This window comes from Lysinibacillus sp. GJ-1 (genome assembly GCF_021166035.1).
GTDB lineage: Bacteria > Bacillota > Bacilli > Bacillales_A > Planococcaceae > Lysinibacillus > Lysinibacillus sphaericus.
Genome location: NZ_CP088912.1, coordinates 2,013,323 through 2,036,520 on the forward strand (window position 1 = coordinate 2,013,323; position 23,198 = coordinate 2,036,520).

Consider the following 23,198-nt stretch of genomic DNA (forward strand, 5'->3'; position numbering starts at 1 on the left):
AAACCAAGAGGTGAATAATTGTGAAAAAGCTTTCTTTTTTATTTCAATTTATGGTGAATCCTAAAACGATAGGCGCGATTGTGCCAAGTTCGAGTTTTCTAGGTGACAAAATGATTGAAAAAATTGACTTTACAAAAGCAAAATATATAGTTGAATATGGCCCAGGTACAGGTGTTTTCACAGAAAAATTGCTTGCCAAAAAAAATGCCAAGACGGTTGTATTATTAGTAGAAAATAATTTGAAATTTTGTTCGTTGCTTAAACAACGCTATAAAGACCATGATAATGTATACATTAAATGTGGATCTGCTGAAAATATTGAAACATATTTGCAAGAGTATCATATTCCTTATGCTGATTACGTTATTTCAGGGCTTCCATTTTCAAGTTTGCCCGAAAAGGTATCATACAAGATTTTAGACAACACTACAAAAATTCTAAAAGACAATGGATTGTTCATTACATTTCAATATACAAAATGTAAAAAGGCATTCATTAAACAGTTTTTTGCCAAATTAGAAATAACAAGAGAATATAGAAATTGGCCACCTGCTTACATCTTTAGCTGTGCTATAGCAAATAAACATCCGGAGGAAATAGTAGATGTCAAAAATACTAATTGTTGACGATGATAAAGAGATAAGAAATCTGATTGCAGTATATTTAGAAAATGAAGGGATGGAAACTGAAAAGGCAGAAGATGCAGTGGAAGCATTACAAATGCTCGAAAAAAAAGCGTTTGACCTTATTGTTTTAGATATTATGATGCCGAAAATGGATGGTATCGAAGCATGCTTGAAGATTCGGGAAGAGCGTAGCATGCCTATTATTATGCTTTCAGCAAAATCAGAGGATATGGATAAAATTAAAGGACTTGCTGCTGGTGCTGATGATTATTTATCTAAACCATTTAATCCATTGGAATTAATCGCTAGGGTGAAATCCCAATTAAGAAGGTATAAAAAGTACAATACGGAAACTACTTTCGTAAAAAGTGTAATCGAGATAGGGAATCTAACAATCAATACAGATACACGTCAAATTTGGGTACAACAGCAAGAAATTAGATTAACACCAAAAGAGTTCGACATTTTAGAACTGCTTGCTCGAAACAAAGGGATTGTTTTAAGTATTGCAAAAATTTATGAGGCAGTTTGGAAGAATGACTTTTATAAATCTGATAATACGGTGATGGTGCACATTACAAAAATTAGAGAAAAAATCGAGGACGATCCAAAACATCCAATTTATATTAAGACAATTTGGGGTGTGGGGTATAAAATATGAGAACGATTAAGTTTCGTCATAAAATCTCTTTTCAGCTTCTTATGATGATTGTCATCAGTTTATTCGGTGCTATTTTTGTGATGAGTATTATATCTCGTCCTATATTTGAGTTAATTAATTTCATCATGAACAATAATCATCTCAATGTATGGCAAGCAAGTGTAGCTTTTACTGCTTGGTTTTCAACAGCTATTATAACTTTTGTGTTAATTTTTAGCATGCTAATAAGGAAAAAAATCATGTATGTCAAGTTAATCTCCGATACCGTTCAACAAATTGCAAGTGGAGAACTAGGACAAACAATTGATATTAAAGGGAAAGACGAACTATCTCAGCTAGCGATAAATATCAATTACATGTCGCAAGAGTTAGAACAGAAATTTATACATGAAAGACAAATAGAAAAAGAAAAAAACGAGCTTATTACAAATATATCCCATGATTTACGGACACCATTAACATCAATCATTGGCTATTTGAAATTGTTAAAGGATGGTCAATATACACATAAAGAACAACTTCAAGAATACTTGGAAACGATTTATTCCAAATCATTAAGACTAAAAAATCTGATTGATGAACTGTTTGAATTTACCCGTTTATCGAGCCCTGATGTGAAGTTGAATTTGAGCAATGTGGACATGGCGAGTTTACTACAGCAAATCGTAGGAGAGTATAGTCCAATATTCGAAGAGCAACAATTGACTGTTCAAAATTTAATCACTGATGAAGACATACATGCTGTAATCGATATTGAAAAAATTGTGCGTGTTTATGAAAACCTTTTTATTAATGCGATAAAATACAGCGAAAAACCATCAGCATTACTAATATCGTTTGAGGCCAATAATAATACTGCCATTTTAAAAGTATCAAACAGAATGGCAAACGCTCCAATGGATAATATCAATAAAATGTTTGAACGGTTTTTTAGAGGGGATAAAGCGAGAATGGATGCACAAGGTAGTGGTCTGGGCCTTTCCATTTCAAAAAGAATTATGGAGCTGCATCATGGCGATATTTGTGCAGAGTACAAAAACGGTTGGATTACGTTTACTGTTGAACTTCCAATTAAAGAAAATTAATTTAAGAAAATGGAAATTACCTTGTTATATCATATTGCAAGGGGGAGTTGGGAGTGACCGACGACATGCAGTTTCGCTATTTGTCTTTGCTGAACATTGGACAAATTGTAGATGTCCAAAAAATTGGTAAGAATAAACTATTTGAGAATGACTTTTAACCTAAGCAAGACAAGAAGGGGAAAAGTTATTTTTGATAGTTTTTTGACGGCTAAATCTATTTATTGGTAAAATAACAATAGATTAGTAGAATTGAATCAAGAAGTAGGAGGAGAATAGTGAAAAAATTTTTCTAATGTTACTTGCAGCATTTGTAGTATTAATGGTTAATCCATCAACATCCAAAGCGAAAGTAATCTATGACGGCGTAGAAATTGTCAAAGGGCAAACAGGGAAGCTTACGTTTTCGAAAGATGTAAAAGTATATAAGAAATAGGCCAATGGTCAGTTTGAATCGATGTTAGTCAAAAAGGGAAATTACTTCCGTGTATATAATATTGAAAAATATAATAAACAAACATATTATTGGATGAGCTCTGGATATCGTGTACAAGCAAGCGATTTAACTGTATTTAAAGCGATTCCGTTTGAACAACGTGTACAATTTTATCAAAATCCTGCCTATATGTGGATTAATAGAGATAAACCGTTTTACTCGTTTTATAATGAGAGTGATAGTTTGGCAACGCATGCACACTCTTATTATACCTATCTAAATAAATGGGGGAATTTTATCTTTGAACAGGGGGAACTTGTCAATACGTATGATATGAGTTTTGTAGGTGGCGGTATTGAAAAGCGAACAATTGATCCAACAGATATTCAACTAATCGAACCGCAAGTTGTGAATAAGGATATATTATTTATTGTCACAAAAGATACGGTACAGCATATTAAACCATATTTAATTAACAATAACGATTATTATCAAAGACTTGCACGTCCATTGCCAACAGGTACTGTTCTTAAAAGTGCAGGTTTTAAAATTGGTAACTATTATGCAGTGACGTTTAATAGTGAATCTGAGCTTTACAGCACATTTTTCGTTCCTGAAAGCTATGTAGTTGAAAAGGCGAATTAAATCGCTGATAAACCAGTGTAAATCGCGGGTAAACCACCACGAACTGCTAATAGGGGTGGAATTCAACGATGGCAGTATTTACACGACCATCAAAATATAAAGGCACCAAGAGTTCAAAACTTCTTGGTGCCTTTTGTATTTATGCATTCGGATAAATCATTGTAGCTGGATCAACATATTCATCGAACTGTTCTTCAGTTAATAAGCCTGAAGCGATGACCGCTTCTTTTAGAGTCGTGCCTTCTTTATGTGCTTTCTTCGCAATTTTTGCCGCATTTTCATAGCCAATATAAGGGTTTAAGGCTGTTACAAGCATTAGCGAGTTTTGCAAGTTATGATCCAGTACCTCTTTGTTTGGTTCGATGCCGATAGCGCAGTGATCATTAAATGATTTCATCGTATCTGCTAGCAGACGTGTCGATTGTAGGAAATTGTAAATAATAACAGGTTTAAAGACATTCAGTTCAAAATTACCTTGCGAAGCGGCAAAGGCAATTGTTGCATCGTTCCCAACTACTTGCGTAACAACCATTGTCATCGCTTCACTTTGCGTCGGATTCACTTTACCTGGCATAATGGATGAGCCTGGTTCATTTTCTGGAATAGTAATTTCACCAATACCAGAGCGTGGACCACTTGCTAGCCAACGTACGTCATTGGCAATCTTCATCAAATCAGCAGCAAGTGCTTTTAATGCACCATGTGCCACAACCGCTTCATCATGACTTGTTAAAGCATGGAATTTATTTGCTGCGGAAGTGAACTGTTTGCCCGTTAGTTCACTAATTTCAGCTGCTACACGCTCACCAAATTCAGGATGTGCATTAATACCCGTCCCGACAGCCGTACCGCCAATCGCAAGCTCTTTCATGTAGTCCACATTATGTTTAATCATTTGCTCGGATTTACCTAGCATAGCAGACCAGCCACTAATTTCTTGTCCCAATGTCAGCGGGGTAGCATCTTGTAAATGGGTACGTCCAATTTTAATAATATCTTTAAATTGCTCTGCTTTATCATCCAACGTTGCCTTTAATAAACGAAGGCGAGGCAGTAGATAGTCTTCTACTTTTAGTACGGCTGCAATATGCAACGCAGTTGGAAACGTATCGTTCGAGCTTTGAGATTTATTGACATCGTCATTTGGGTGAATGCGGTCAGCTTCGCCAGCATCTTGTAAAATTTGGTTTGCACGATGCGCAATCACCTCGTTGACATTCATATTCGATTGGGTACCACTACCAGTTTGCCAAACAACAAGTGGGAATTGATCGTCCCATTGACCATTTAAAATTTCATCTGCCGCTTGCACAATTGCATTGGCTTTAATATCCGAAAGCTTTCCTAATTTATTATTTGCGATTGCTGCACTTTTCTTTAAAATCGCCATAGCTTGAATCAATTCAATCGGCATGTGTTCAGTACCAATTTGAAAATTCTCTTTACTACGTTGGGTTTGAGCACCCCAAATTTTATTGGCAGGTACTTTGATCTCACCCATAGTGTCTTTTTCAATACGATAATCCATTGAGAACAGCTCCTTCAATTTATGTAACTAAAAAACGGATATTCTTAGTGTGATGTAAGAATATCCGTTTAATGCATGTTTATTTCAAAAAATAAGGGGGGATTCTGAAATAAACAGTTTAGAGAAAAGAAATAATCTATATGATAATGATAATTGTTATCAATTAAAAAGTCAATTGTTCTGCTCAATAAAAATACTATTAATGAGAATAGTTCGCATTTTGTTCAAAAAAATCAATTATTATTGCGAGTACTGTTATGTTTTTTGTCTACCCACACCTTGTATGTTGATAAACATTAAAAAAGGGAAGAACTATCTTTTCTTCTTCCCAAGATCTTTTGTTAAAGGTTGTTTTTTTGATATTTTTTCAAAAAGCACAATGACATGATACTGGCGCTCATTCATTTGAATAACGTCCACTACTTTTGCTTTTCGACCTTTAATTTGGATGTTTTCATCAATAGTTGGAATGCGAATTAATAGCTGATTCAAAACGGAAATCTTATTTTCATAAAAATGAACAACATGCATTTTCGCAGTTCTCCTTATTTTGTATTTTAGTCAATTTATGAGTAACTGGCTGATTATAGAACAGTTGGTATAACAGGACGAATAGCATGAAAATCCCATTGGAAAGCATAAGGAAAGCCTCCTGAACGTTAGAATTAGGAGGCTAATGTTATCTATAGCGTTTTTTTGGAGAGCCGTTGTAACCATCTTTTTTGTTTCCAACTACTTACGATATAAAAAAGACTAGAAAGTGCTAATACGCCACTCGATGCTTTTATAAGGAGGGCATATTGTAAATACAGGCCAAAGAAAACTGCGCCTAATGCTAGTACACTAATGATAAAGGCTTGCTTTTTTTGATTTTCATAGATTGCAAAGACAAAATCCCTTTGCTGCAATGCATCTTTTTGAATTAACATTCGCTGGGGTGTCTCCACAAGATCTTGCAGGGAATGGAATACTTTAAAAATTGGGAGCGCATTAAGCCATTGTAAAACAGTTTTCCAATTATTTGAGCTTCCTTGCTTGATCCAATCTGAAAATACAGGTTTAATAATGTCTAAAATTTCTTTCTCTGGAGTAAGGGTCAGCAACATACCTTCAATTGTCACAAACGAGCGCCCTAAAAAGATAAATCGTGTAGGAACTTGTATAGGAAGTAATTTTATCATGTCATTCATTTCTTTTTTGACAGCAAATACATCCATTTCCTTTACTTTGTTTAAATCCAATAGTAGTACTTCTCTTAGAAGATTTTCAATGATTTTTAAATCCGCTCCTGGTAGTAAAAATCCTAAATTTTTTAATGTTTCAGCCGCTTGAGCATAATTTTTTAATAAAATAGCCTGCATTAAAATTTGAAAATTGGCTGCATCTTTTCTTGATATTTCGCCAACCATACCAAAATCAAGAAGGACAATTGTACCATCCTCCGTTACTAGCACATTGCCAGCGTGCGGATCAGCATGAAATAGCCCAGCCTCTAGCCATTGTGGTAAGAAAATGCGCATTAATCGCTCAGATAATGCTTCTTTATCAATTTGATTGGAAGTTAAAAATACGTTATCTGTTATTCTTGCACCATCTATCCATTCCATTACTAATACTTGAGAGGTGCTAAGTTCGGGATACGCACTAGGAATCTTAAGTTCATCAATCGATGCAAAGCGTTCGCGAAAATGTGTCAAGGTGTCTAGTTCTTTATTAAAATCTAATTCCCTACTGATGACATGTTTGACTTCATTAAAAAGCAATTTAAAATTAATAAAGCCTTTAGGTACTGGAGCAATATATTGCGCAAACCACATAATAATAGCTAGCGAACGAAAATCCGTTCGCATAATAGTTGGTATAGTGGGTCGCTGTACTTTAATTGCTACATTCGTACCATCCTTTAACTTTCCGCGATAAACCTCTCCAATGGATGCGGAAGCGACAGCTTTTGTCTCGATTGAAAGAAGTACATTGTCAACAGGACTTCCCCATTCTTTTTCCAAAACAAGTTGAATGTCTTCCCAAGGAGAGGGAGGGACTTGATCTACTAAATCCTGTATTTGGCTAATAAAACTTTTTGGTAGTAAATCTTCGCGAATACTTAAAAGTTGTCCGACTTTAATTAACACACCTTCGAGTTCAAATAACGTTTCTCGAAATTGTCGACCAAGCTTTTCCCAGAGCATTTCCCATTGTGGTTCCGATTTTTTTCGAATGCGAAACCAATAAACTTGCAACAACATGGAAAAAGCGAAGGAAAGTATTTTCCACATACGATACCAACTTTTCCTTTTTTTCATGCGACATACCTCCGATTTTTTATTTGAGCAAAAAGACAAATTATATGTAAATATTTCCTATAAATCGAATATCTAAATCATACACCAATTGCCAATCTAAATGGATTGTATTTTATGTATCAATCTAATAAAAAATAGCACTGAAATTAACCTTAGGGGTTATTTATGCCTTACAAAAATTTCTTCTAGAAGCAAGCTAGTGGTGAGAACAAGGAATGCACCTAGTTTTGAGTGTATGTTATGGACTGCATAACGCATTCTATTGTATAGATAGGAGTGGTGATATGAAAGATGTAAGCTACTTACAAATAGCCATAGAAACAGTTGTAACTTTTTTCGTACTTCTTGCCCTCACACGTTTTTTAGGGAAAAAACAATTAAGTCAACTTACTTTTTTCAATTACGTAACAGGAATCACAATTGGCTCGATTGCCGCAAATATGATTGTTTTAAGTACTAAAGATTACATGAAAGATTTGGTAAGCTTAATTATTTGGTGTTCGTTGACGACACTAATCGGCTATATTAGTTTGAAATCAGGGAAAATAAGAATGTTGCTTGACGGTCAGCCTACAATTGTTATAAAACATGGCAAAATCGATCGAAAAGCATTGAAGCGAACCGGTGTCAATATTGATGACTTAACGATGATGATTAGACAATATCAAGTTTTTTCAATTGATGAAATAGATTTTGCCATTCTAGAACCGAATGGTACGCTTAGTATTCTTAAGAAACCGCCATTTCAAGGTACCCAAAAAATAGATATAAACATCTCACCAGAAAATCCACCTTTTTTGCCAATTGAAATAATATCAGATGGAAAATTATTAAAAAGAAATTTATTAGAAGTTGGGAAAAATCGACAATGGTTAAAAGATGAACTGAAAAAGATGTCTATCGAAAATATTGAAGAAGTATTCTATGCTGAAATCCAATCGAATGGGCAATTATTTATCCAAAAATATTAGACCAGCACGTAATTTTAAATACGTGCTGGTTTTTTAACAGTTTCTTGTACCCATGGATATTCCCAAAACTGTCCCTTCTTAATCGCACAGTTCTATTATAAACTTCCAATATCATAGGTAAGGAGAAGTGATATGGATGGAAACTAATATTCGTAAGGCGGATCGAATGTGTACAAATGAAGGGCAAATTTATAACTTTTTACGAGAAGCTCAAACAGCTTTTCTTGGCTTGGTAGATCATAACATGCCATATGTCATTCCGCTTAATTTTGTATTCAAAGAAGGGATTTTTTATATTCATGGCGCAAATGAAGGAAGAAAAATCACCATCTTACATACGAATTCAAATGCTTGTATGACCATAAGTGAAAATTACGGAACAATTGCCGATCCAATTCCTGCTAATACAGATACTGCTTATATGAGCGTTATCGCAAACGGTATCATCGAAGTAGTAACAAATTTAGACGAAGCAACGGCAGCAATGCAAGCAATGCTAGATAAATATGTCCCAGCTTACTATCAAGCGCCCTTATCAAAAGCACATGTTGAGAAGTATCAATCTTCTTTAGGAAGTAAAACGATTGTTCTAAAATTGAAACCAATAACGATGACCGCTAAAGCACATCAAGATAATGGACAAATGAAGTTTTATCCTGGTAGATCCATTCAACAGGATATTTAACATAGCAACTTGACTTGGAAATAATAGTGGGGAATGTTTACACGGTGGCTGCTGGTAAACAATTCGAGAACTCGTTCAAGCGTCTTTGTACTGAATAAGATAGCTATATTCAGCCTACTGATATTGTTAAAGGAAGCCTTTATGTAATTAAAGTAGTACTGCGGATAACTTCGTCTCTCTATTTTTGGGAGATGGAGTTTTTTAATATAAGAAATAATGAAAAGTAGAGGAGGCTATATGCACATCATAACAAACAATAAAGTATCAATGATAGGACTGCTAGCACTTGTAGTTTCTACGCTTTTAACCACCATGAGCTAAGTGTTGAACGCCAATCAAGTATAGGAGGTACCACCCCTTCTTATTCAAATCGTTATAATGGCATAATTTTATTATCTTTATTAGTAATTTGCGCTGGATAACTGAAATATTTCTCGGGAAATATTGTGTAGGTATTTACTGTAACGGCAAGGGATGTCGTGTTTCCGATATAGGTATGACAAGTAGGCATTCGGTATTGTTCGGTATTAAAAGGAATGATGAGTTTATGCTTTATTTTAATATTCTGACTTTTATTTCTGTTTAACGCTAGTCTGGTCACCTATTTCTCTAGTTGGCATTATGCTGTTATAGCTAGCAGGTATTTTTTAATTGTATTTGGAAAAGAAGACCGTTTCACAATAGCTATTGGGAGTTATAATAGTAAAAGGGAGGGAAATGAGGATGTATTTAAAAGCATGCAAAGTTTTACAGGACAACATAGAGGAAAAACACCTATATCCTTTTAATATACCTAGTTTGCAGGATTTACAAGAGTTAGCGTTTCCAACGAATGTGACGTTTTTTGTTGGGGAAAATGGCTCTGGAAAATCGACGTTACTGGAAGCTATTGCGGATTGCTGTGAATTTAATACAGCAGGTGGGGGACGTCAAAATACCTATGAAGTACATAAGGCGGAATCGGCATTAGGAGATTATATTCGCTTATCTTGGTGGCCTAAAGTGACGAACGGCTTTTTTCTAAGATCGGAGACGTTTTATCAATTTGCAAGTCATATTGATTTGTTAGAACATCCGAATAAGTATGCTGCATTTGGTGGCAAATCACTACACCACCAATCACATGGCGAGTCCTTTTTATCGCTATTTATGAACCGTTTTAAAGGCAAGGCGATTTATTTATTGGACGAGCCTGAAGCGGCTTTATCACCTACGAGACAACTTAGTCTTCTTAAAATCATGAAAGATTTAGAGCATGAAGCTCAGTTTATTATTGCTACCCATTCGCCCATTTTACTTGGTTATCCGAATGCGACCATTTACAGTTTTGACGATGGGGGAATTGAATCGATTCGATACGAAGACACTATACATTATATTGTAACGAAGCGATTTTTAAATGCACCAGACACTATTTTTGCAGAGCTATTTGATGAGGAGAGAGAATCATGAATCAACGAAAAGGTTTAGTAATGCGAGAAATACGACTTGATGAGATGGCTCAGTCAATTGATTTACTAAATTATGTATTTCAAATGTCTATGTCCATTCATAAGGATCGTCGTTTCGTCAATGCCAAAAGTAAACAGTTCGATGAAGGGCATGCATTTGGCTGGTTTGACGGCTCTCAACTAGTATCACAAATATTAAATTTACCTTTTCAAGTAAATGTACATGGGAAATTTTATGAAATGGGTGGTATTACGGCTGTTGGTACCTATCCAGAATATTCTAGACACGGCTTGATGGAAAGTCTTATTTTGAAATGCCTCGAACAAATGCGAGAGGAAGGTCGATATATTTCTTATTTATTTCCTTATTCCATTCCATATTATCGCAAAAAGGGTTGGGAAATTATGAGCGATATTGTGGAGTTTCAAGTAAAAGATACGCAACTCCCTCATTATGGTGGACTAAACGGTAAAATTCGCCGAGTCGATCCAAAAGATGAGGATGTAGTCGCTATTTATGCACGCTATGCAAAAAAAACACATGGCGTTATGGTGCGTAATAGTATTGCGTGGAATGAAAAATTTCAAGAAGACTTTTGGGAAGAAAAGTTTATAGACAGTGATGTCAAACTACAAGCTGCAATCTATTACGATGAGGACGATGTGGCACAAGGTTATATGTTCTACCGTATAATGGAAGAAAATTTCTATATTGATGAGATTGTTTATATGCAGGAAGAAGCTCGTAAAGGGTTATGGAACTTTGTCTCTGCCCATAGCTCAATGGTCTATAACGTGTATGGGAAAACAACGGGCAATGAAGCAGTCGCTTTTTTACTAGAGGATAGTGAAATTATTCAAAAGGTTTCTCCTTACTTTATGGCACGCATTGTGGACGTAAAGGAATTTTTAATGCGTTATCGGTTTATAGGAAGTGACTTCCAACTGCGCTTTGCGGTAACTGACCGTATTGTCGCTTGGAATAATGGTACCTTTGTTGTCACAGTGCAAAGCGGAGAAGTATCTGTTGAGAAGGTGAGCGAACAATTATCCGAAAATGCTATACAACTAACCGTACAGACGTTAGCTACGATGCTATTGGGCTATAAACGACCTAGCTATTTAGAAAAAATCGAGCGCTTACAAGGTGAAGCAATTGAATTGTCCCTTTTAGAAGCTGTTCTACCTGTAGGTATCCCGACATTTATAGATTATTTTTAAAAGAATTTGTGCAGGGAAAACCTGTGCAATTCTTTTTTGCTTTAATGGAGTGCTTCTTTGTGAAAGAATATGGCATAATTAGTGAATGGAGGGGATGCACTGTATGCCAAAATGTATTGAATGTAAGGAGAAATGGACTTGGAAGCAATCGATGCGTTCGATTGTAACATTTTCACGATTTATCAGTTGCCCTTATTGCGCAAAAAAACAAATGCTCACTTCAATGACTCGTATTTCTATTTTACTTTTGGTCTTTGTACCTTATATTACAATGCCCTATGTTATTGAGGAGGAAGTGAAAAGTTCGGCTGTGGCAATAGGAATTGCTATTTATTTATTGACCTTACTGATGATGATGCCGTTGTTAATGGATTTACGGGAAATACCAAAGCATTTGCAAAAATACGCTCAAAAATGATACATAGTAAAAACGCGGGTTTTTGAAAGCCCGCGTTTTAATGTTGTTTGGAGCGTAGCAACGGCCATGCTTGTGATAATAATTGAACGCCTTCTTGGATATCCTCGATTGACAACATACTAAATCCTAACTGTAATATTGGTTCAGTGTTTGTCTGTTGCAGATAATACTGGCTAGTTGGGTACACTTTTACACCGCAATGCTCAGCAGCTTGGAGTAGCTCTTCTTCGGTTTGCTGCACATGCAACTTAATCAATACATAAAGACCTGAATGCTGCCCCAATATTGTCATTTTGTGCCCGAAATGCTTTTTAAGTTCTTCTACAAGACAGTTCATTTTATGTTTATAAATAATACGCATTCTTTTAATATGACGTGTCCACTCACCCTTTTCCATAAATGCCGCCATCGTTAATTGATGGAGAGAAGAGGCATTATGTTCAAATTGATCAAATTGTTCTTTGTAACGATGGGTAAGTGACTTAGGCAATACCATATAGCTTAATCGAATACCTGGTAAAAAAGATTTTGAAAAAGTTCCCATATAAATAACGCGCGAATGGTCGATAGAGGCAAGCGCCGGAAATGGTTGCTGCGTATAACGAAATTCACTGTCATAATCGTCTTCGATAATGTAACCACGTACTCTCTTTGCCCATTGAATCATCAATTGCCTTTGTTGAATAGACATCGAAACACCGTAAGGAAAATGGTGGGAGGGGGTTACATATAAAAGCCGTGATTGCATGTGTGTCAATAGCTGAAGTTCAGCGCCATGCGTCAAAACAGGTAGTGCTTCCAACTCAAAACCATTTAATGTAAATGATTGACGTGCACCAACATAACCTGGATTTTCAACAATTACACTTGTAAAATCATGCTTCAAAATAAAACCGAGATACAATAACAATTGTTGTGTACTGCTACCAACAATAATATCATCCGCCTCACATTTTACCCCACGTGCTTGAAGTAAGTAGTGAACAAGCTGCTCTCTTAATACAGGCTCCCCAAAAGGATCGCCATACACAAAACTATCTGCTAACTGGAGTGCTCGATTAGCAAATTGTCGCCAAGTTTTTAGCGGAAAATGGGATTGATCGACAGCACCAGCCCGAAAATCAATTTTTATAGCTGGCAACACCTGCTGTATTTTTTCTGTCCTACTTGTTTGTTCCTCTTCCTGTAAAAACACTTGTTCCAATACATTAACGAAATAGCCTTTACGACCTTCACCACGTATGTAGCCTTCCGCTACCAACTGTTCATAAGCAGTTAATGTCGTATTACGACTGACCTGTAACGTCTCCGCCAATCGCCGAATAGAAGGAAGGCAATCATTGGACTTTAAGATTCCTTGCTCAATTAAAGTCTTTAATTGCTGATAAATTTGCTTATATTTCGCCTCATTATTGTGAATAGGAAATATAAAATCGTCCATATCAAAACCTCCATGACATTTTAAAAAATACAAAAAACGCGCTTTTTATATGTCAGTTACTTATGTATTAGCGTACAGCAATCTTTGTAGAAAGGGAATGCTAATATAAATTTGACAGTATAGTTCGTGGGAAGAAGCTATTTATAGTAGTGTAAGAACAAGTGAAAAATAGATTGCACTTACAATTTTGAATAAAGAATAGGGGGATACAAATTAATGTTTGAGGAGAAACAACAACAACATACTAAGTGGTTCGTAAATAAAGCTTTAAGAGTACGGCAACAAGATTTTGTAGATGGAAAAATAGGTATTTGGGTTTCGGTTCATAAATTTAACGTGTGCTTTACGATGATGATGTATGATTTTATTGAATGGTGTCGTGAGTTAGATATAAATATAGAGGTTGATATGAGTTGGCATAACCATAGGGGCTTTGTGATTGAGAGTAAGGATTTGCCGTTGTTGAGGTCAGAAATAAAAAGATTCATAGATTTAAACAATATAAAGCCTAGTGAAGATGACGAGAAATTTTCTGACGATGAGTGGTATTCATAATGTTTAAATTATATTAATATAATTAAACTAACTAGAATGAATCTTTTGCATCAGCAAAAGATGCTGGTTGAAAAGGGATTTACGCAGTATATTTGCTTTAAATTTTTTAGGTATTTATCTATTTACGCTAATCATTACGGTATTACAATAATAAAATAGACTAGGTCATTGTTATTTGGAGGAAATAAATGAATTTAAATTTTAAGTCTACACCCTTAATTACTAAAACAACAAGAAATATTGATGCGCCTGAAATCAATACTTATTTTCAAACTTATATACCTTCGAGACTAATTGAATTTTGGAAATCTTATAATGAAGTTTCATTTGAAAACGGAATCAATATTTATGGTTTTGACATCGCAATCGAAAGAAACGGTTTGTACGAAGTAAGTACTTATGCACCAGAATATATTTTGATAGGAGATGATGGAGGAGGGCAAGGATTGTTTTTAAAAAAGAATAGCGATCTTAACGTGTTCTATCAAGATTTCGGTGCATTGTCGTTGCCTTTTTATACTTTAGATACCGATTTATTTAGATGGCTGGAAAATGATGCTGTAATAAAAGATGATGATTTTACTTTTGACGAACCTGATTTGATAGATGAGGTAAAAGTTTATATAGTCAGAAAACCAAATGAAGCAAATAAATTTATTATGGAACTAAGAAAATGTTTTAATTTGAACCTTTCTATTAACGATATAAGAGAAAAACTGAATAGTTTACCTTTTTTGGTTATCCAAGATATCAAAATTATGAAGTATGGCAAAACAATTGAGATTTTAAATCAAAAATACAATTGTATAGAGGTTCGTAATTCAAAGAATGTTATTTTAATTAGTCCAGAGAAAAATTAGTAATATAGCGCAACTACAAAGAAATAAAAATATCACTGTACAAATAGAGATATTTAAAATATTATGGTAAAATAAGGATAAATATTTCGAACATATGTAAAGAAAACGCTAAAAAACGCTTTCGTTACATATGTTTTTTATTTACAAAAAAGGTGTGTTGTTCATTCATATATATCGACTTGGAAATGACCATGATTTGAAAGATTTAACTTATTTGAATACGGAAGATGTTCGGCTTTTTTCAACTTTTAAGGGGCAAAAGATTACTCTAGATTGGACAGAAGAGATTTTACAAATAAATAAGTTAAAAAATGATGTAGCAATACACCAAATAGAAACGAGGATAGACTTTTATGAAACAACTAGAAAAATCAATATTTAAATTCATAGAGGCGTTGAATGAATATCCAAAAGAAGACTCCCCCGTTGAAAAAAACGGAGGAGTCCGTTATAGGTCCAAATTAGCAAAACTTGATGTAGATGAAAAAATCTATCTTTCTCCTGAATTAATATTATTTTATCAACAGTGTGAAATAATTTGTAATATACGTCCTGATGGCTATCAATTAGATTGTACAGATATTGATTTAGGAAATAGCCTCCTTTTTCTGTATGCCGCAGATAAATTGGTTCGTAGACAAGAAGGATTTCGTTGGATTGGAACCGAAAAAAAAGAAAATCCAAATTGGAATCCGAATTGGCTTGTAGTTGCAGATAAGGATGATGATCCAATTGTAGTTGTCACAAACCAAGAAAATTCACCTGTTTTTGCAAGTTATGAAACGAGTGCCTTATTTCCAATCGCGGATTCTTTTTCTGTCTTTCTAGATGCTCTTTCGGTGACATTAGAAATAATACATGAAAAATTCAAAGGAGAAATAATGGATGAGGAAACTTTTGAAATCTACGATGATTTTGTTGAAATATTAAAGTCTTCTTTGATTAGTATTTTGAAAAAAGAGGAATACACTGATAATTTAATTGATTACTTATACGGTTAATAAATAATTTTTTTTCGTTTTGTAAATGGTAGAGGGATATCTGCCTCTTAAGGTGCAATGGTTGTAACATCTTTATGCAAAGCAAAGGTAATAGTGGACAGTAATAGGCTATTTGTAGAACTACTTTGAATAACAAGACTTTGGAGGGAATCAAAATGGAAGCGAGGATGTACATTGAACGATGGTGGGGAGAATATATTGGCGGAACAGATGATACTTGCACTTTAATTGATTATTTGGTTAGCAGAGAATTTGAGATAGAAATCCCCGTAGAGATAAACGTTAAAAATTTGTTGCAAGACTTCCAACTGACTAATGTTCGGGAAATAAAAGACTTTCGTCAAACGAAGGACATTTATTTTAGTGACGATAACAGCCATCGCCAAGATATAGGTTGTGCAATCAATTTTATAATGGATGTTACGGCTATTATTGTTGAATGTCAAAAAAATGAAAAGGTTCGTCTTGTGGATTTGGATGGAGGTAGCTTGGACAAAAATGCTGTTATTTCTTTAAAAGTAGAAAAAGAAGAGCTGGCACTGCTAAGGGGAATAGTAGAGGATTTTGTTCATCACCCTTTACATTATGATTTGGCTGAGTTTTGTTCTGAAGATGATATGAGAGAAATTGCAAAACACTGTAAGGAAATTATAGTAGAACTGAACATGTAAACAGTGATTGAAAAAGCAAAGATAAGAATTTATGGAGGGCTATGAAAATAGCACAGTGCGAACGAGTAAAATTATAATTTCAGGAGTGGTGTTACGATGAGTATTGGCTTGAAAGAGATATGGGATGGGGAAATCCCAGCAGATGAAATGGCTTTAGCGGAGCTATCTGATAAAATATGGGAAATTGGCGGACTGGACACGATTAAAGAAAAGGTTTCGCCAGAGTTATTTCAACTTCACATTGCCATCAATACGATTGGCAACTGGCAGTCGGATGGTTGGGACTATATCTTTGCGTATCAGTCTGAACTGGTACCGCATATTTCAGAGGTTTTGGCGAAATTTGGCTTGCTTCATTTGCAGCATGCTTTTGACGAAGTTTATGCGATTTTTCCAGATTTTATAACATTTGAGGATAATTCACTTTATTGTGACATGATTAACTTCCTGCACAATATGCGACATAAAGTAAGTGAAAAACGTTTGAATACGTACACACAAGATGAGCATCAAGCGATGGTGAAACAATATCAGGAAAAGATTCATCAATTGGATAAAATGACGAGGCCTCTATGGGGATATGGCAGCCCAATGGATGGTTGAGCCGTAATCTTAGAGAATTTAAAGGATTAGAATGGATAAGGCGTTCATAAACTCTAAGAAAGAAAAGTTTTTATATACAGCATTTATCAAAAGAGCAAAGATTAAAGGATTGATTAATCATGTTATTCCTGGATTATGGCCTTCGTTTTGCAACACGTACTACATAATTGTGACAAGACATTTATCACTAAATCAGCCTTTTACCTCCTGTATGCCCTAACGGTAAGACATTTCTATATAAAGTTGACGATTGACAAAATACTTGCTAATATATTAGCCATCTAACATATTAGTGGGTGGTTTTTTGTCTTTATACGAACAGGTTAAGCGCATTAATGAAGCAGAATATACGATAAACCGTTTGATCTATAAACATTACAAGCAATATTTAAATAGCGGTATTACAACGCAACAAGCGGTTGTATTAGATATTGTATACTTATCTAAACGTATTACGGTCGGTGAAATTGCGATTGAAATGAATATTAGCTCTAGCGCAGTTAGCCAATTAATAGCGAAGTTGGAAAAGAATAATTATATCAAGCGAGAAATTAATTTACAAAATCGGCGTGAAGTATTTATAACGTTAGCTGAAAATGGCTTAGAGTATTTTTCGAAGCAAGATTATGTAGAACGACAAATTGCTGATAAAATTTATTGCAAACTTTCATCAGATGAGTTAGATGAATTAGAACGGATTGTTGAAAAATTAAAGGAGATTTCGATGAAGGAGTTATTATAAAGCTTCTTCATACCAAATATGTTAGATAGCTAATTTATTTAGGAGATTAACAAGTGGAGAGTATACTTAAAAATATCGCTTTTAAAGGTGCAGTGTATTATGAAAAAAACGGACAAAACAAGCACTATTATGATGGTTATCAAGAACTCGAAAAGAAGCAGAATATTAACCAAAATACACAATTTAATTTAGCATCATTAAGTAAAATGTTTACTGCCGTAATGACGTTCCAGCTAATAGAAAAAGGAAGGTTACAGTTAGAAGATAAAATTTCAAATTGGTTTAATGCACCTTATTTTACCGAAGTAACAGTAGCACAATTACTAACACATACATCCGGTATACCAGAGTACATAGTAGAAGATACAACAATAAGTGTTGAAACATTTATTGAAGTAGGGCTACCACAATTTGCGCCAAAAGAGTACTGGTATTACAGTAATACGAATTATGTTTTGCTTGCGAAAATAATTGAGAAAGTTAGCAATTTATCATATGAAACATATTTACGACAATATATTGTAGAACCATTAAATCTTACCTATACAACAACTCAACCTGCCAAACAATGGGAAGCGCATGGTCAAACGTATGATTATGAGGAGCAACGATATAGAAACGTTTCTGATGACCCGTATTTTCATGAAATTGAAAAATATAATAATGCATATGGTGACGGTGGTATTTATGGAACAGTGGCAGAGGTGGCGAAGTTTTTAAAGGCATTTTTGCAAGGTCAGTTCACTAGCAAAGAGCATGTCCAATTGATGTTAACACCAACAGAATTAGCTGATAATTATGGCTATGGTTTTATTGTTCAAGATGGTTGGGTTGGTCATACAGGAGGATGGCTTGGTTGTTCAGCACAAGCTTTTATTAACATATCCACATCGGAATTGATCGTTTTAGCAACGAATCAAGAAGTGTTTCCTCAATATGAACAAGAAATTATGAATTACTTAATGGGAATACAATCTTCTGTTGAAGCACCAAAACATATCGACATATTATCGCTCTCTAAAAATGATGATATTACGGGTCGATATGAATTAGGAGATGAACATGGCACAAGATTTACGATTATAAAAGAAAGACAATTTATGATTTCATTTGAACATCAGTTGCCTGTGCCGCTTTATAAAATAGATGAGTCGTATTATTGGATACGTAATACGATGAGTTATGTAGATATCGAGAATCAATTATTTATCGATGAAGGTGTTGAAGTACCTTATCAAAAAGTTAATTGATATAGTCACAAAAGTTACATGTATGAAAAGCCAAAAAGCAGTATGTACATGATAAAGGGATTAATTTAAGACTCATTGCCGCAAATACTGTAGAAAATAAACTTTATTTTTCAATTAGCTGAAGTATTGGATTAATGTGTCCGTTAGGAATTGGATGATAAGTGGATGGAAGAATGTCTGTTTCAAAGATATCTTGGAGTTAAGGAGGTAATCGCTTGCTTATTATGGTATTGAATTAGATGAGCGATCTGAACGTTACTGAAATGGTACGTGGTAGGAGCACCCCGCTGTGAAGATTAAAGAAGTAATAAAAATGTTTTATTTTGAAGTGATTTAATAGAGGTTTGTTCCGGAATAGAAGATTCAAGTGTGAAGTGAATTTAGTTTGTAAAAGTTTTCTAAGTTTTAAAAGAAGCACTTGTTTGTCACTAGCAGGAAGCAAGTGCTTTTCATGTATCACTTTCATAAGTTTAGAAGGTAATTGTTATTTAAATCGATTTATGAGGACAAACATACTGCATAAAGTATCCTATTGAATTATTGAGAAGAGAGTATGTCTGCTAGTTTTCTCAAATACTTCTGGAGAAGGAGAAATAATGGATATAAATGAAATTAAGAATCTACCTGATAGAGTACCAACTGAAACACTTATATCGATGTTTCAAAATGCATTAAATCAATTTGAAAATAATGAAATTACAAAAGATAATTTTTTATTAACCCTTAGTCAACTAACAGACAGGCAAACTATGACATACGAGTTATTAAGAAGTGATATAAGAAATGATATTGATAGAACTCTCTCTAGATTATGGAAGACAGATTCATATGATGAAGTAGATACTATTCTTTCTATTGTAGTAAATTTGGGGCTAGAAATTTGTTTTAAGAAAATAAAAGAATCACTGGCGCATTATAATACTATAGATAAATCAACCCTAGATGAAATTCAGGAAACAATAAATGAAGTTGGCGAGAATATTGCTAATCCTTATTATGATTTGGAAAAATTTAAGTGAAAAATAAGATGAATTGCTAAAAAAGCAAGATTACCATATAATGTTGCAATACAATTAAATCATAAGACCTGTTTGAACAAATTTATATTGTGTTAAAAGACACTATAGTAAAAGTTATGACTATTTGTAAGATTGGAAAATTACCATTGTACTAATTGATATTGAGTGCGCTATAAGCCCTTTGTATTTGACTCATTTAGCCTACACGATTGAGAAGTGCTATTTTTACAATAAAGCAATAAGAGCAAGAACAGGATAAGGTTTATTTTTACATATAAGAGATTGATTTGCACAAGAAACAAACAACCAGTTTATGTAAGTTGAATGGTTTAAGCATAATTAACATGTGGTATAAAAGATTCATATGGTCAATACTATGAGCATTTTAAAAATCACGATTGTTATTACATAAGAGAAGATATAAATTAAAAGCACTTGATTGCCTACAACAGGGGATAAGCGCTTTTTTTGCATGTTTAAATATTAAGTGGTTATAAAGATAAAACCAAAAGAGTTGCTTGGAACAATCTATAAGTGTTGAAATCGACGCTACTATATGGTTTACATTCTCTTAATATTCAATTAGGAATATTTTAAATGATTTAACCAAAAATATTGTATAGTTATTTTCAATAAAAAAGAATAGAAGGATGGGATGATTAGAAATGAAGAAATTTTTCTCTCTGTTGTTTATTTTATCTTTGTTTGTATTTATGCCCTTGGTCACTAACGCAAATGATCTTTCTGAAGAGGCCATAGAACTTCAGCGTAATGATAGAACCGACTTTTCTATTCCTGAAAAAAGCGATTTAACATCAATCATGGGAGATGGGGATAGTAAAATTTATAAAGTTGCCCTTGGTATGAACAGAAGCGAGAAATTAACCTTGGTAACTAGAAAAACATTTGATGTAACTATTACAGATCCAAATGGTGATAGAATCGTTCAAGAAACGGGATTAGGGGACGAGGGTAATAGACAAGTAGAATTTGAAACAAGTATTGTTGGTGAATATTATATTCAAATTAAACCTTCGGAAGATGGAAGAAATAATTATCCTTATAGTTTACGAACAATTGTAGGGGAGCCAGTCTATCTTTATGCTAATCCAAGCTATCGAGTAGATTTACGTACTTCTTCTATATCTTCAAGAAAAACAACGAGTGATATTCAATATTTTGATTTAACGAATATTAGCAGTATTCCTGACGATGCTATTTTAACAGATTTTACAATAGGCGGTAAGGAGACAAATCGCTATTTAGTTAGTTTGTATTCAATCAAGAGAAGTCTTCGTCCAACATCTAGTTTTTCTTGGATTGATGCTACGTTCCCTTTATATAATCCAAAACAATTAGATGCTGTTCCAAAGCATGCTCAAATAAAAGTAAAGCAACCTTATGCATTTAAATACTCTGCTTCTTTCGATTTACCGGGAACCTATACTTTACAACCCTTTGTTTTAATAAGCTATAAACGGGAAATGAAATAATAGGAGGATTTAAACATGTTGCACTCATTACGTTCAATTTCTCAAAGACAAACTTTTAACTCTCCATCTTATCCAAAAATGGTGTTTTCTCGTAAAGAACAACAGGCTCCTTTAAACTCAAATCAATTAGGCTCACAATTACGGGAAGTACATCACCATAAGCGGGATAATCGTTTGACCATCGAGAAACATCCAGTTGTAGGTAATCCAAATAATTATAAACGCTTCTCCTTAGAGGGAAAAAGCCAAATGTTAGCGAGCATACAAAATTATATTCATACCGGTAATCCTGCTTATCTAAATAGTGTAAGAGATAAGAATAAGGTTTTAAAGGGGTTTCAAAGTTTAGGAAGTGTAGCTTCAGCTTTGAAAAAAATGGAGTTACATATTCAAAAAAAACAGACTAAATTAAACTCAAATATAATAGAATCTCCATCAAGAGAAAGTAATTTTCACAATCAATACCAAGCGAAGGTTCTCCATGTCGATTCAAATTTTAATTTGACTATCAAAAACAATCAAGTTTATGGTATTCCAACTGATTATGGGATTATTAATTATCAGTTTATTGATGATGGGTCATCTAGATATGTAAAGTTATTACATTATGATAATCAAATATCCGATCACAAACGTGTTCATTTAGAGCGAAAACGGCAATTGTTACAGGACATCCAAACTTTTATTCATACAGGTAGTTCTTCATGGTTACACACTGCAAGAGATAATAGTGAGATTTTACAGGGCTTTGAAAGTTTTGGCATTACGACTGAGGAACCCTTTACCATAAATAATGGGTCTAAACGATATCGAATTAGTCCGAGCGGCATTTTGCACAATGTTGATTTAGAAAGTAAAGGAATGCGCGAACAAGATTGGCGCAAATATGGTCACGACGAAAATACAGTTTTTTTAATTCAAGGGAAAGAGTATAAAATGGATGAAAACGGAAGACTTCCTTTACCAGAAGATTATGTTCATAAATATGAGCAAGTAAAAATTTTTAAAAGAAACTAAAAGAGTGCTATAATGGCTCTCTTTTTCAAAGAAAAATATCCTTGGATAAACATTATTGCTAGTGAAATAGAATCATCATATATTAGTGGCGAAATGAAGTCTGAGAGATTAGTTCAGGCGGAGGAATTACTGGAAAATATGCCACTTGAAGAAATGGAATTTGGCAAATGGTTTATCAAACAACTAAAGGATTTAAAGCATATTGCAATCAATCAAAAGGTCCATGACGGTGACATGATTTTACATAACGAATGTCGAGTAGTTGCAACACCTGGGCATACATCAGGGCATATTTCATTATATTTTCCAAAGTTAAATAGTGTTATTACAGGGGATGCTGCTGCTAATGAAAATCAACAATTAGTTATTGCAAATCCACACTTTTGTTTAAACATGGACAACGCAAAACACTCTTTGCGTAAAATTCAAAACCTTCAAGCTGACACGTACTATTGTTATCATGGTGGGAAAATTGCTTTATAGTAGGGTGAAGCATGTTTAAATGGCAATTGTGATTGG

Annotated in this window: 24 protein-coding genes and 1 pseudogene; 21 read left to right on the forward strand and 4 right to left on the reverse strand. The window is 34.2% G+C overall.

Going from position 1 to position 23,198, the window contains the following annotated elements; translation table 11 throughout:
• The first annotated feature begins 20 nt into the window (after positions 1 to 20).
• The 5 genes from LO754_RS09480 to LO754_RS09500 all read left to right on the forward strand — a co-directional run bounded on the left by LO754_RS09480 (position 21) and on the right by LO754_RS09500 (position 3,450).
• Positions 21 to 626: a class I SAM-dependent methyltransferase gene (locus LO754_RS09480; protein ID WP_229389507.1), complete on the forward strand. Its 606-nt coding sequence runs from the start codon at positions 21 to 23 to the stop codon at positions 624 to 626.
• The gene (locus LO754_RS09485; protein WP_024363637.1) at positions 604 to 1,287 is read left to right on the forward strand and encodes a response regulator transcription factor; all 684 of its coding nucleotides are present in this window, start codon (positions 604 to 606) and stop codon (positions 1,285 to 1,287) included. Before LO754_RS09480 ends, LO754_RS09485 begins: the two co-directional genes overlap by 23 nt.
• On the forward strand, positions 1,284 to 2,372 hold the full coding sequence (locus LO754_RS09490; protein WP_231786112.1) for a sensor histidine kinase: 1,089 nt from the start codon (positions 1,284 to 1,286) through the stop codon (positions 2,370 to 2,372). Before LO754_RS09485 ends, LO754_RS09490 begins: the two co-directional genes overlap by 4 nt.
• A 292-nt stretch (positions 2,373 to 2,664) precedes the next feature.
• Entirely contained in the window at positions 2,665 to 2,805 is a 141-nt protein-coding gene (locus LO754_RS09495; protein WP_231786113.1) for a hypothetical protein, read from the forward strand.
• 21 nt (positions 2,806 to 2,826) lie between these two features.
• On the forward strand, positions 2,827 to 3,450 hold the full coding sequence (locus tag LO754_RS09500; protein ID WP_231786114.1) for a hypothetical protein: 624 nt from the start codon (positions 2,827 to 2,829) through the stop codon (positions 3,448 to 3,450).
• A gap of 139 nt (positions 3,451 to 3,589) precedes the next feature.
• Here LO754_RS09500 and fumC read toward each other — a convergent pair whose 3' ends face one another.
• The 3 genes from fumC to LO754_RS09515 form a co-directional block, all read right to left on the reverse strand.
• Positions 3,590 to 4,978, reverse strand: a complete 1,389-nt coding sequence (gene fumC, locus LO754_RS09505) for a class II fumarate hydratase (protein ID WP_231786115.1) — start codon at positions 4,976 to 4,978, stop codon at positions 3,590 to 3,592.
• A 312-nt stretch (positions 4,979 to 5,290) separates the two neighbouring features.
• Positions 5,291 to 5,509: a hypothetical protein gene (locus tag LO754_RS09510; protein WP_024363641.1), complete on the reverse strand. Its 219-nt coding sequence runs from the start codon at positions 5,507 to 5,509 to the stop codon at positions 5,291 to 5,293.
• A 152-nt stretch (positions 5,510 to 5,661) separates the two neighbouring features.
• Positions 5,662 to 7,281 carry an AarF/UbiB family protein gene (locus LO754_RS09515; protein ID WP_231786116.1) on the reverse strand — a complete coding sequence of 540 codons (1,620 nt, stop codon included), beginning with the start codon at positions 7,279 to 7,281 and terminating at the stop codon, positions 5,662 to 5,664.
• Between the two features lie 284 nt (positions 7,282 to 7,565).
• Here LO754_RS09515 and LO754_RS09520 point away from each other — a divergent pair, with 284 nt between their 5' ends.
• The 5 genes from LO754_RS09520 (at position 7,566) to LO754_RS09540 (ending at position 12,027) form a co-directional block, all read left to right on the forward strand.
• Positions 7,566 to 8,252: a DUF421 domain-containing protein gene (locus tag LO754_RS09520; RefSeq protein WP_024363643.1), complete on the forward strand. Its 687-nt coding sequence runs from the start codon at positions 7,566 to 7,568 to the stop codon at positions 8,250 to 8,252.
• Positions 8,253 to 8,388: 136 nt separating this feature from the next.
• Complete coding sequence (locus tag LO754_RS09525; RefSeq protein ID WP_024363644.1) at positions 8,389 to 8,937, forward strand: pyridoxamine 5'-phosphate oxidase family protein; 549 nt, start codon at positions 8,389 to 8,391, stop codon at positions 8,935 to 8,937.
• Positions 8,938 to 9,660: 723 nt separating this feature from the next.
• A complete protein-coding gene (locus LO754_RS09530; protein ID WP_025219343.1) occupies positions 9,661 to 10,389 on the forward strand; it encodes an AAA family ATPase in 729 nt (242 codons plus the stop codon).
• On the forward strand, positions 10,386 to 11,609 hold the full coding sequence (locus LO754_RS09535; protein WP_231786117.1) for a GNAT family N-acetyltransferase: 1,224 nt from the start codon (positions 10,386 to 10,388) through the stop codon (positions 11,607 to 11,609). The genes LO754_RS09530 and LO754_RS09535 overlap by 4 nt, the downstream gene beginning before the upstream one ends.
• A gap of 103 nt (positions 11,610 to 11,712) precedes the next feature.
• Positions 11,713 to 12,027, forward strand: coding sequence for a TIGR04104 family putative zinc finger protein (locus LO754_RS09540; protein WP_167492655.1), 315 nt, complete (start codon positions 11,713 to 11,715; stop codon positions 12,025 to 12,027).
• A 37-nt stretch (positions 12,028 to 12,064) separates the two neighbouring features.
• Here LO754_RS09540 and pdxR read toward each other — a convergent pair whose 3' ends face one another.
• Positions 12,065 to 13,468: a MocR-like pyridoxine biosynthesis transcription factor PdxR gene (gene pdxR / locus LO754_RS09545; RefSeq protein WP_231786118.1), complete on the reverse strand. Its 1,404-nt coding sequence runs from the start codon at positions 13,466 to 13,468 to the stop codon at positions 12,065 to 12,067.
• Between the two features lie 216 nt (positions 13,469 to 13,684).
• On the opposite strand from pdxR, the gene LO754_RS09550 reads away from it, so the two are divergent.
• The 11 genes and pseudogenes from LO754_RS09550 to LO754_RS09595 form a co-directional block, all read left to right on the forward strand.
• Positions 13,685 to 14,023, forward strand: coding sequence for a hypothetical protein (locus tag LO754_RS09550; protein WP_025219346.1), 339 nt, complete (start codon positions 13,685 to 13,687; stop codon positions 14,021 to 14,023).
• A gap of 188 nt (positions 14,024 to 14,211) precedes the next feature.
• Entirely contained in the window at positions 14,212 to 14,883 is a 672-nt protein-coding gene (locus LO754_RS09555) for a hypothetical protein (protein WP_231786119.1), read from the forward strand.
• A gap of 353 nt (positions 14,884 to 15,236) precedes the next feature.
• Positions 15,237 to 15,884, forward strand: coding sequence for a hypothetical protein (locus LO754_RS09560; protein ID WP_231786120.1), 648 nt, complete (start codon positions 15,237 to 15,239; stop codon positions 15,882 to 15,884).
• Positions 15,885 to 16,039: 155 nt separating this feature from the next.
• A complete protein-coding gene (locus tag LO754_RS09565; protein ID WP_231786121.1) occupies positions 16,040 to 16,555 on the forward strand; it encodes an imm68 putative immunity domain-containing protein in 516 nt (171 codons plus the stop codon).
• A gap of 96 nt (positions 16,556 to 16,651) precedes the next feature.
• Positions 16,652 to 17,158 carry a hypothetical protein gene (locus LO754_RS09570; RefSeq protein WP_231786122.1) on the forward strand — a complete coding sequence of 169 codons (507 nt, stop codon included), beginning with the start codon at positions 16,652 to 16,654 and terminating at the stop codon, positions 17,156 to 17,158.
• 304 nt (positions 17,159 to 17,462) lie between these two features.
• Positions 17,463 to 17,900 (forward strand): MarR family winged helix-turn-helix transcriptional regulator, encoded by a 438-nt coding sequence (locus LO754_RS09575; protein WP_024363668.1) that lies wholly within the window; start codon positions 17,463 to 17,465, stop codon positions 17,898 to 17,900.
• Between the two features lie 53 nt (positions 17,901 to 17,953).
• Positions 17,954 to 19,150 carry a serine hydrolase domain-containing protein gene (locus LO754_RS09580; protein ID WP_231786123.1) on the forward strand — a complete coding sequence of 399 codons (1,197 nt, stop codon included), beginning with the start codon at positions 17,954 to 17,956 and terminating at the stop codon, positions 19,148 to 19,150.
• A 596-nt stretch (positions 19,151 to 19,746) separates the two neighbouring features.
• Entirely contained in the window at positions 19,747 to 20,169 is a 423-nt protein-coding gene (locus tag LO754_RS09585) for a hypothetical protein (protein ID WP_231786124.1), read from the forward strand.
• Positions 20,170 to 20,834: 665 nt separating this feature from the next.
• Positions 20,835 to 21,662, forward strand: coding sequence for a hypothetical protein (locus LO754_RS09590; protein ID WP_025219354.1), 828 nt, complete (start codon positions 20,835 to 20,837; stop codon positions 21,660 to 21,662).
• Positions 21,663 to 21,677: 15 nt separating this feature from the next.
• Entirely contained in the window at positions 21,678 to 22,679 is a 1,002-nt protein-coding gene (locus LO754_RS23740; RefSeq protein WP_229389537.1) for a hypothetical protein, read from the forward strand.
• A 24-nt stretch (positions 22,680 to 22,703) separates the two neighbouring features.
• Positions 22,704 to 23,162, forward strand: a pseudogene (locus LO754_RS09595) (MBL fold metallo-hydrolase); the annotation flags it as partial.
• Positions 23,163 to 23,198: the final 36 nt, after the last annotated feature.

Bases quoted from the DNA above. Each gene is read 5' to 3' on its own strand.
- LO754_RS09555 (WP_231786119.1), top strand. From the start codon at position 14,212: ATGAATTTAAATTTTAAGTCTACACCCTTAATTACTAAAACAACAAGA.
- fumC (WP_231786115.1), bottom strand. From the start codon at position 4,978: ATGGATTATCGTATTGAAAAAGACACTATGGGTGAGATCAAAGTACCT.
- LO754_RS09530 (WP_025219343.1), top strand. From the start codon at position 9,661: ATGTATTTAAAAGCATGCAAAGTTTTACAGGACAACATAGAGGAAAAA.
- LO754_RS09540 (WP_167492655.1), top strand. From the start codon at position 11,713: ATGCCAAAATGTATTGAATGTAAGGAGAAATGGACTTGGAAGCAATCG.
- LO754_RS23740 (WP_229389537.1), top strand. From the start codon at position 21,678: ATGTTGCACTCATTACGTTCAATTTCTCAAAGACAAACTTTTAACTCT.
- LO754_RS09500 (WP_231786114.1), top strand. From the start codon at position 2,827: ATGTTAGTCAAAAAGGGAAATTACTTCCGTGTATATAATATTGAAAAA.
- LO754_RS09570 (WP_231786122.1), top strand. From the start codon at position 16,652: ATGAGTATTGGCTTGAAAGAGATATGGGATGGGGAAATCCCAGCAGAT.
- LO754_RS09550 (WP_025219346.1), top strand. From the start codon at position 13,685: ATGTTTGAGGAGAAACAACAACAACATACTAAGTGGTTCGTAAATAAA.
- LO754_RS09535 (WP_231786117.1), top strand. From the start codon at position 10,386: ATGAATCAACGAAAAGGTTTAGTAATGCGAGAAATACGACTTGATGAG.
- LO754_RS09520 (WP_024363643.1), top strand. From the start codon at position 7,566: ATGAAAGATGTAAGCTACTTACAAATAGCCATAGAAACAGTTGTAACT.
- LO754_RS09515 (WP_231786116.1), bottom strand. From the start codon at position 7,281: ATGAAAAAAAGGAAAAGTTGGTATCGTATGTGGAAAATACTTTCCTTC.
- LO754_RS09590 (WP_025219354.1), top strand. From the start codon at position 20,835: ATGAAGAAATTTTTCTCTCTGTTGTTTATTTTATCTTTGTTTGTATTT.
- LO754_RS09495 (WP_231786113.1), top strand. From the start codon at position 2,665: ATGTTACTTGCAGCATTTGTAGTATTAATGGTTAATCCATCAACATCC.
- LO754_RS09585 (WP_231786124.1), top strand. From the start codon at position 19,747: ATGGATATAAATGAAATTAAGAATCTACCTGATAGAGTACCAACTGAA.
- LO754_RS09490 (WP_231786112.1), top strand. From the start codon at position 1,284: ATGAGAACGATTAAGTTTCGTCATAAAATCTCTTTTCAGCTTCTTATG.
- LO754_RS09525 (WP_024363644.1), top strand. From the start codon at position 8,389: ATGGAAACTAATATTCGTAAGGCGGATCGAATGTGTACAAATGAAGGG.
- LO754_RS09510 (WP_024363641.1), bottom strand. From the start codon at position 5,509: ATGCATGTTGTTCATTTTTATGAAAATAAGATTTCCGTTTTGAATCAG.
- LO754_RS09560 (WP_231786120.1), top strand. From the start codon at position 15,237: ATGAAACAACTAGAAAAATCAATATTTAAATTCATAGAGGCGTTGAAT.
- LO754_RS09485 (WP_024363637.1), top strand. From the start codon at position 604: ATGTCAAAAATACTAATTGTTGACGATGATAAAGAGATAAGAAATCTG.
- pdxR (WP_231786118.1), bottom strand. From the start codon at position 13,468: ATGGACGATTTTATATTTCCTATTCACAATAATGAGGCGAAATATAAG.
- LO754_RS09565 (WP_231786121.1), top strand. From the start codon at position 16,040: ATGGAAGCGAGGATGTACATTGAACGATGGTGGGGAGAATATATTGGC.